Annotated in this window: 8 protein-coding genes and 1 pseudogene; 6 read left to right on the forward strand and 3 right to left on the reverse strand. The window is 73.0% G+C overall.

Annotation, left to right across the window (positions count from 1 at the left end; genetic code table 11):
* From HW577_RS16005 to HW577_RS16015, 3 genes are all read right to left on the reverse strand, one after another.
* Positions 1-403, reverse strand: a 403-nt coding sequence (locus tag HW577_RS16005; protein ID WP_474100245.1) for a hypothetical protein, incomplete at its 3' end; no start/stop codon positions are given.
* Between the two features lie 114 nt (positions 404-517).
* A complete protein-coding gene (locus HW577_RS16010; RefSeq protein WP_198377153.1) occupies positions 518-3016 on the reverse strand; it encodes an ABC transporter permease in 2499 nt (832 codons plus the stop codon).
* Positions 3016-3744, reverse strand: coding sequence for an ABC transporter ATP-binding protein (locus HW577_RS16015; protein WP_198377154.1), 729 nt, complete (start codon positions 3742-3744; stop codon positions 3016-3018). Before HW577_RS16015 ends, HW577_RS16010 begins: the two co-directional genes overlap by 1 nt.
* Here HW577_RS16015 and HW577_RS16020 point away from each other — a divergent pair.
* The 6 genes and pseudogenes from HW577_RS16020 to HW577_RS16045 form a co-directional block, all read left to right on the forward strand.
* Entirely contained in the window at positions 3743-4423 is a 681-nt protein-coding gene (locus HW577_RS16020) for an arylesterase (RefSeq protein ID WP_198377155.1), read from the forward strand. The genes HW577_RS16015 and HW577_RS16020 overlap by 2 nt on opposite strands.
* A gap of 27 nt (positions 4424-4450) precedes the next feature.
* Positions 4451-5002, forward strand: a complete 552-nt coding sequence (gene thpR, locus HW577_RS16025) for an RNA 2',3'-cyclic phosphodiesterase (protein WP_198377156.1) — start codon at positions 4451-4453, stop codon at positions 5000-5002.
* A 52-nt stretch (positions 5003-5054) separates the two neighbouring features.
* Entirely contained in the window at positions 5055-6044 is a 990-nt protein-coding gene (locus tag HW577_RS26605) for an HD domain-containing protein (RefSeq protein ID WP_232474984.1), read from the forward strand.
* 337 nt (positions 6045-6381) lie between these two features.
* Entirely contained in the window at positions 6382-6645 is a 264-nt protein-coding gene (locus HW577_RS16035) for a hypothetical protein (RefSeq protein WP_198377157.1), read from the forward strand.
* Between the two features lie 129 nt (positions 6646-6774).
* A complete protein-coding gene (locus tag HW577_RS16040) occupies positions 6775-7200 on the forward strand; it encodes a hypothetical protein (protein ID WP_198377158.1) in 426 nt (141 codons plus the stop codon).
* 3 nt (positions 7201-7203) lie between these two features.
* Positions 7204-7820: pseudogene (locus tag HW577_RS16045) on the forward strand (hypothetical protein); the annotation flags it as partial.

The following is a 7820-nucleotide window of genomic DNA, read 5'->3' on the forward strand; positions in this document are numbered from 1 at the left end:
GGGCGCGGGTGGTGCGGACCACTGCCGCGCCGGGCTGGGCGCCGGCCTCGGCGCGGGCGGCGCCGACCGCGGTCTCGGCGGGCATCTGCGTGCCGCGCGGCGCCATCCGGACGGCGACCGCTTCCTCATACCGCAGGCGGACGTTGTTGCCGCGGCGGATCTGGCCGAAATTCCGCACCTCCGGCCCGGCGACCACGACGATTCGGTCTTCGCCCGGCGTGCGGACCGTGACTTCGCGCGTGCGGGTGTTCACGCGCTCGACGACGCCGACCGCTTCCTTGGCCGTGGAGACCACGACCGGCGCGGGCGCGGGGGCCGCGGGCTGCGGCGTGCTGGCGCAGGCGGCAAGGCCGAGCAGGGGCAGCGCCACGAGCGCGGCAAGGCGGATGGGGGAAGCGGGCATGGCATTCCTCGAAGGATTATTGGCGATTCCGGCGGGCCGACCCTAACGGAACCGTGCGCGGGACAATACCCTCATGTATCGGTCCGGGGCCAGCACCCCCCCCGGGGGCGCGGCCTATTCGTTTCGGAGCAGCGGCGCAGGCTTCGCGCGCAGGGCCAGCGCCGTGCCTGCATAGCCGAAGCCCAGCGTCAAGGCGGTGCACGCCAGCACCACGGCTGCCAGCGTGCCCGGCAGGAAGACCCAATCCGCCCGCATGATGTAGGTGACGACCCCCCAGGAGGCCGCGGTGCCGACGCCGGCCGCGATCACCCCCGCCGTTGCGCCGAGCAGCCCGAATTCCACCAGGAAGGCGCGCCGGATCTGCGCGCGCGTGGCGCCGACGGTCTTGAGCACCACCGCATCCCGCACCCGCCGCCGCTGCCCCGCGGCGACGGCGCCGGCGAGCACCAGCGCCCCGGCGGCCAGTGTCAGGCTCGCGGTGGCCGACAGCGCCGTGCCGATGCGCCCGAGCAACTCCGCGACCTGCTCCAGCGCATCCCGCACCCGGATGCCGGAGACGTTGGGGAAGGCCTCGCTGATCGCGCGCAGCACCGCCCCTTCGCGCGCCGTGTCGCTGCGCACGGTCGCGATGTGCGTGTGCGGCGCGAGGTCGAGCAGGCCGGGGGAGGCGACGAGCACGAAGTTGATGCCGAGCCCGCGCCACTCGATGTCCCGCAGGTTGGCGATGCGCAGCGCGATGTCGCGGCCGAGCACGTTCACCGTGATCGTGTCCCCGATGCCCACGCCCCAGCCGCGCGCGAGGTTGGCGTCGAAGGAGACCAGCGGCTCTCCGCGATAGTCCGCCGCCCACCATGTGCCCTGCACGAGCCGCGTGCCCTCGGGCGGCGTCGCGGCGTAGGTCAGGCCACGGTCGCCGCGCAGCGCCCAGGCGGTTTCGGGCGTGGTGCGCACCTCCTCCGCTGGCGTACCGTTCACCGCGACGATGCGGGCGCGCAGGGAGGGGACGCGCTTCACCTCGGTGACGCTTGGCTGCGCCGCGGCGACGCGGTCGAAGTCCCGCACCTGATCGGACTGGATGTCGATGAAGTAGAAATTCGGCGCCGCGTCGGGCAACTGCTCGGCGATCTGGCGGCGGAGATTGCCCTCGATCAGCGCGATGGCGGCAAGCGTGGTCAGCCCGATGCCAAGCGAGACGAGGATGAGCGGCGTGGGCGAGCCCGGCCTGTGCAGGTTGGCGAGGCCGAGCCGCACTGAGGGCCGCCGTATGAAGCGGAAGCGCCGCGCGGTGTCCATCAGCGCGAGTGCCCCGATGCGGAACAGGATCAGCGTCGCGACCGCGCCAGCCACGAAGAAGCCCGCGAAGGCGCGGTTCTCCGCCGTGCCGATGACGAGCGCGGCAAGCGCCCCGCCGGCCGCGACCGTCGCCGCGACGAGCATGATGCGCGGCCGCGCGCCCGACGGCTGCAGCGCGTCCCGGAACAGCGCCGCGCCAGGAATTTCCATCGCGCGGCCGAGCGGCCAGAGCGCGAAGGCGAGCGCCGTCAGCAGCCCGTAGAGCGCGGCGAGCGCGAGCGGTTCCGGATAGAGCCCGATGCGCGGCGGTATCGGCAGCGCATCGGCCAGCACCGCCGCACCCGCCATGGTCAGGCCGAAGCCCGCCACCAGGCCGATGCCGATGCCTAGCGCGGCGAGTGCCAGCACCTGCATCAGATAGGTCGCGAAGATCAGCCCCGGCGCGGCACCGAGGCAGCGCAGCGTAGCGATGGTCCGCGCCCGCTGGTCGAGCCAGGAGCGCACGCCCGTCGCCACGCCGATGCCGCCCACCAGCAGCGCCGTCAGGCTCGCCAGCGTCAGGAAGAAGGCCGCGCGGTCCACGAAGCGATTGACGGCGGGGGCGGCGGCGTCCGCCGTGCGCACGCGCCAGCCCGTGCCGGGGAACGCGGCGCGAAGATCATCTGCGAAGGCGCGGCGGTCCGCGCCGTCCGGCAGGTCCATGCGCAGCTCGTGCGCGACGAGGCTGCCCGGCTGGATCAGCGCCGTCGCCGGCAGGTCAGCCAGCGCGATCATGGCGCGCGGGCCGAGGATCGACGGGCTCGCCACCTTGTCGGGCTCGGCGGCGATGGTGCCGCGAAGCGTGAAGCGCGCTTCCCCGATCCGCAGCGTCGCGCCGGGCGCGATGCCGAGCCGGTCGGCGACGATCCGTTCAACCACCACCTGCCCCGGCGCGAGCGGGCCCGGCGGATCGAGCCGCAACTCGCCGAACAGCGGATAGGCGCCGTCCACGGCCTTCAACTCGACCAGCGTGCGCTCGCCATCGGCGCCGACCGCCATGGCGCGCATCTGCACGATGCCGGAGATCCGCGCGCCGCGCGCCCGCGCCCAGTCTCGCACCGCATCCGGCAGCGGGCCGGCGGTGGAGGTGACCTCCACCTCGCCCCCCAGGATTCGCGCGCCGTCCGCCGCGATGCCCGCATTGACGCCCGCGCGCAGCGTGCCGACGGCGGTGATCGCCGCGACGCCGAGCGCAAGGCAGGCCAGGACGATGCGCAGCCCCTTCACGCCGCCGCGAAGGTCCCGCCGCGCGAAGCGCAGCGCGAGCGAGAGCGTGCCCATCAGCGCGCGCCGTCGGACACGATCCGCCCATCCTCGATCCGCACCTGCCGCTCGCAGCGTTCGGCGAGCAGCGGGTCGTGGGTGATCAGCAGCAGCGTCGTGCCGAAGCGTTCCCGCAGGCCGAAGAGAAGGTCCATCACATGCTGGCCGGTGGTGCGGTCGAGGTTGCCGGTCGGCTCGTCCGCCAGCAGCAGGCGCGGCCCGGCGACGAAGGCGCGGGCGAGCGCGACGCGCTGCTGCTCGCCGCCCGACAACTGACCGGGATAATGCGTCAGGCGGTGGCTGAGGCCGACGCTGACCAGCGCTTCCTCGGCCTTTTCGAAGGCATCGGCGCGGCCGGCAAATTCCAGCGGCACGGCGACGTTCTCGATCGCCGTCATGGTCGGCACCAGGTGGAAGGCCTGGAAGACGATGCCGACATGGTCGCGCCGGAAGCGTGCGAGCGCGTCCTCATCCATGCGCGCGAGGTTGTGGCCGGCGACGCTGAGCGTCCCGCCGGTCGGCCGGTCGAGCCCCGCCAGGAGCATCAGCAGCGAGGTCTTGCCCGACCCCGAGGGGCCGACGATGCCGACTGCCTCCCCGGATGCGACGGAGAGGTCGACGCCGCGCAGGATATTGATCTCCCCGGCCTGGGACCTCACCTGGAAGGCGAGGCCGGTGGCCGCGATCAGCGGCGTGCCGGCCCCTGTCCCGAGCGTCGTCGGGGCGGGGTGTGGAAGGGTGTCCATGTCGTCTCGGTTTCCGGTCTTCACCGCCCGATATGGGCGCCGCGGGCTGATCCGCAAACTTCCGGCCTGTTTCGGAGTGTTGCCCCTGCTGGCGGCTGCCCCCGCCGCGGCGCGCGAGATCCGGCTGATGATGCTGGGGGATTCGATCACCGCGGGCTACGGCCTGCCGCGCGGCCAGGCGCTGCCGGTGCGGCTCGAGGCAGCGCTGCGCGAGCGCGGCCGGACGGTCCGCGTGCTCGATGCCGGTGTGTCCGGCGACACCACGGCGGGCGGGCGGGCGCGGCTCGACTGGGCGCTGGCGGACCGGCCGGACGCGGTGATCGTCGCTCTCGGGGGCAATGACGGGCTGCGCGGCCTCGCGCCATCGGCGACGCAGGCGAATCTGGCGGCCATCCTCGATGCGCTGAAGGCGCGCGGCCTGCCGGCCATGCTGGCGGGGATGCTTGCGCCGCCCAATCTCGGTGCCGATTACGGGCGGGACTTCGCGGCGACGTTCACGCGGTTGTCCGAGGCGCGGCCGGATGTCGTGTTCTACCCCTTCCTGCTGGACGGTGTGGCGGGCGACCCGGCGCTGAACCAGCCGGACAGAATTCATCCGAATGAGGCTGGCGTGGCGGAACTCGTCCGTCGCATGCTGCCTGCCGTCGAGTCGCTGCTGGGGCGGGTGCCCGCGGGCTGAACCGCTCCCTATCGAGGGGGACCCGGAATGCTGCGCCTGTTCGTCGCCCTCGCCCTTCCCGCGGAGTTCCGAACGACGCTCGCGGCGCTGGCCGGCGGGATACCGGGCGCGAAATGGGTGCCGCCCGACAACTACCACCTGACACTGCGCTTCATCGGGGAAATCGAGAACTGGCGCGCGCAGGAAGTGGATGACGCGCTGGCGGCGATCCGCGGCAGCGCCTTCGACCTTTCGCTGCACGGCCTCGGCACCTTCGAGAAGGCGGGGCGGATCCATGCGCTGTGGGTGGGCGCCGAACGCAACGCCGCGCTGGCGCACCTTCAGGGTAAGGTGGAAACGGCGCTGCAGCGCGTGGGCCTGCCGCCCGAGCGCAAGCGCTTCTCCCCGCATGTCACCATCGCGCGGACGGACCGCGCGCCGCCCGAGAAGGTCGTCGCCTTCGTCCAGGCGCACAACCTCTTCCGCGCCCCACCCCTGCGGGTGGAGCATTTCACGCTGTTCTCCTCCCGCCTCGGCAAGGAAGCCTCGGTCTACACGCCGGAGGTCGAGTACGACCTCGCCGCGCGCGCGGCGGCCTGACACCGCGCTTGCTGCCCGTTCTGGCGGCGGGTAGGAGCCTGTCGTGGCCGTCATGACACGACCCCTGCTGCGCCTGGTTGCCGCCGTCCTGCTGCTGCAGGCGGTGATGGCGCCTGCGCATTGCCTTGCCACGGCTGCCGCGCCGGCGGGGGTCGAGGCGGTGATCTGCTCGGCGGATGGCATGCGCACCGTGCATCTCGGCCCGGCTGGGCAGGAGCTGCCGGACGCGCATGACGACTCGGGCTTCTGCGCTGCCTGCCCGATCCCGCACCAGGCCCTCGGCCAGGCAATCCTCCCAGATGCTCATGCGCGGGCAGTTGGACCGCCAGGCCTCCATCGCCTGGTCGTAGCTGCGCGGCCGCGCGGCGACCCAGGCCAGGAACTGCGGCAGCAGCCGCGTCGGCGTGGCGGAGGCGTCCATGCCCCGACGCTAGACCCTTGCGCGACGGCGCGCGAGAACCCCTATGGAGTCCCTATGATCCCGAAGCCTGACCCCGCCGCGGAGGTCCTCCGCGCCACCCTCTTCGCCGCGCGCGCCCATGCCGGGCAGGTCCGCAAGGGCGCCGCCGCCGAGCCCTACGTCAACCACGTGATCGAGGTCGCGACGATCCTCGCCGATCACGGCGCGCCGCAGGAGGCGATCCTCGCCGGCCTGCTGCATGACACGGTCGAGGACACCGAGGTGACGCATGAGGAGCTCGTCGCCGCCTTCGGCGCCGCGATTGCCGCCGTCGTGGCCGAGGCGACCGACGACAAGGCCCTGCCCAAGGAAACCCGCAAGGCGCTGCAGGTCAGCCTCGCGCCCAAGAAATCGGACGCGGCGAAGCAGCTGAAGCTTGCCGACAAGATCTCGAACCTCCGCGCCATTGCCGAAAGCCCGCCGGCCAACTGGAACCATGCGCGGCGAACGGAATATGTCGGCTGGGCGGGCCGCGTCGCCGCCGGGCTTGCGGGGGTGAACCCGGCGCTGGACGCGCTGTTCGCCGAGACCTACCGCATGGCGGTCGCGCGGCTCGCCGAGGAAGCGGGGCGGGAGGGCTGATACCGACCGTACGAAGGATGAACCTTCGCACGATCGGCGTCGGCGGCAGCGTTCCACGCGCGGCCGCCCCACCAGCCCCGCGCGCCATTGCCTCCGCGCAAGGGTCCGGCCTTGTGCCACGCCCTTGGGGTGCCCCGGGCGGCGCGCGCCGGTCGAGCGCAGGCCAGGTGGAGACGTCCGGCGCGTCGTGATGGCGCATGCGGCGGGCTGCGCCCACCCACCTCCGCCAATCCGGGACACGCCGTTACACGCCGCCCCAGCCGCGCCACGAAGGCGCCTCGCACCCGCCCGGCGGCGGGCGTCTGCTTCCCTCCAGGCACTTGAGGGAGATGCCGCCATGCGCCGCCTGATCCTCGCCACCGCCCTGCTGCTCGGCACCGTCGCCGCGACCCCCGCCCTGGCCTGGGAACACCGCCATGGCTGGGGCTGGCGCCCGGCGCCGGCCTGGCACCATCCGCACCACGGCTACCAGCGCCCGCACCGGGACTGGGGCTGGCACCGGCCCTACCGACACGACAGGCATTGGGGCTGGGACCGGCCCCGGCGCGACCATCGCCAGGCCTGGGACGGGGGCCATCATCGCCGCGACCGCCACTGGTAGGCGGTGGCGCCGCGCCCGCCACGCCGCGGGCGCGGCCCGCCATGGCGGCGATGACGACTGCGTCGGTCATCCATGTTTCATGCCGGGGATTCAGTCGGCGCTAATTCGTTTCACGGACCTGTGGTGTCGATGCGTATCGCCATCGCACTCCTCACTGCCGGCCTGACCTCCTCCGTTCGGTCATCGGGTAACGTTGCCGTGACGCAGCGTGCTCGTTCAGAAATGCTTTGGTCGCGTCGCGGATCATGCCAAGCGATGCGAACGCCCCTCATCCTTCTGTGCGCGAGCGTGCTGGCCCTGCCCCTGGCGGGCCTTTGGCCGCGCGCGGGCCATCCCGTGCTGCTCGCGATGCCCCCGGGCACGGCGGCGGCGGCCTTCGGATTGGAAGGCTGGCGGATTCACCGGATGACCCAGGCCGGCCCCTTTCCCATCATCTTCGCCATGCCCGAGCATGACGCGGCGGAGCCTGCGCGGCTCGCCGCCGCCGCGGGCGCGCTGTTCGTCATCGCCGCCCGGCCCCTGGCCGGCTGCGCGCCCGTTTCCCGAAGGATCTGACCGATGGACCTCTCCCTCCTGCGCGCCCGCACTGGCCGCGTCCTGCTTGGCCTGCTGTGGCTGCTCGTCCCGCTCACCGCTGTCGTCGCGATGCTCGAGGGCCATGTCCTGTCGGATACGCTGATCGGCGCCGCGCTCGCGCTCGGCGTGGCGCTCGCCGCGACCGTCGCCGCGCGCCGCGGCACAGGGGCGCCGGAAGCGCGGCATACGATCTCGGTCGGATTGATGGCTGCCATCTCGGTCCATGTCTGGCTCGCGCCGGACTGGGTCACGATCGATCTCCACATGGCGTACTTCGCAGGCCTCGCGCTGCTCGCGGGCTTCGTCGACTGGCGGGCGATCCTGCTCGGCGCCGCGACCGTCGCGGTGCACCACCTGGTGCTGAACTTCGCCGCGCCGGTCCTGGTCTTCGGCGTCGACGAAGGCAATCTCGGTCGCGTGCTCCTGCATGCCGTCATCCTCGTGATCGAGGCGGTGGCGCTGATGTGGATGGTGCGGGAGCTTGAAGCCGCCGCCGTCGCCGCCACCGAAGCGCTGGCCGAAGCCCGCGCGGCGCGGGAGGCCGAGGCCGCGCAGGCCGCGCGCCGCATCGCCCTGGAAGCCGAGGCCGCAGCTGCGGC

Source organism: Neoroseomonas rubea (assembly GCF_016106015.1).
GTDB classification, from domain to species: domain Bacteria; phylum Pseudomonadota; class Alphaproteobacteria; order Acetobacterales; family Acetobacteraceae; genus Neoroseomonas; species Neoroseomonas rubea.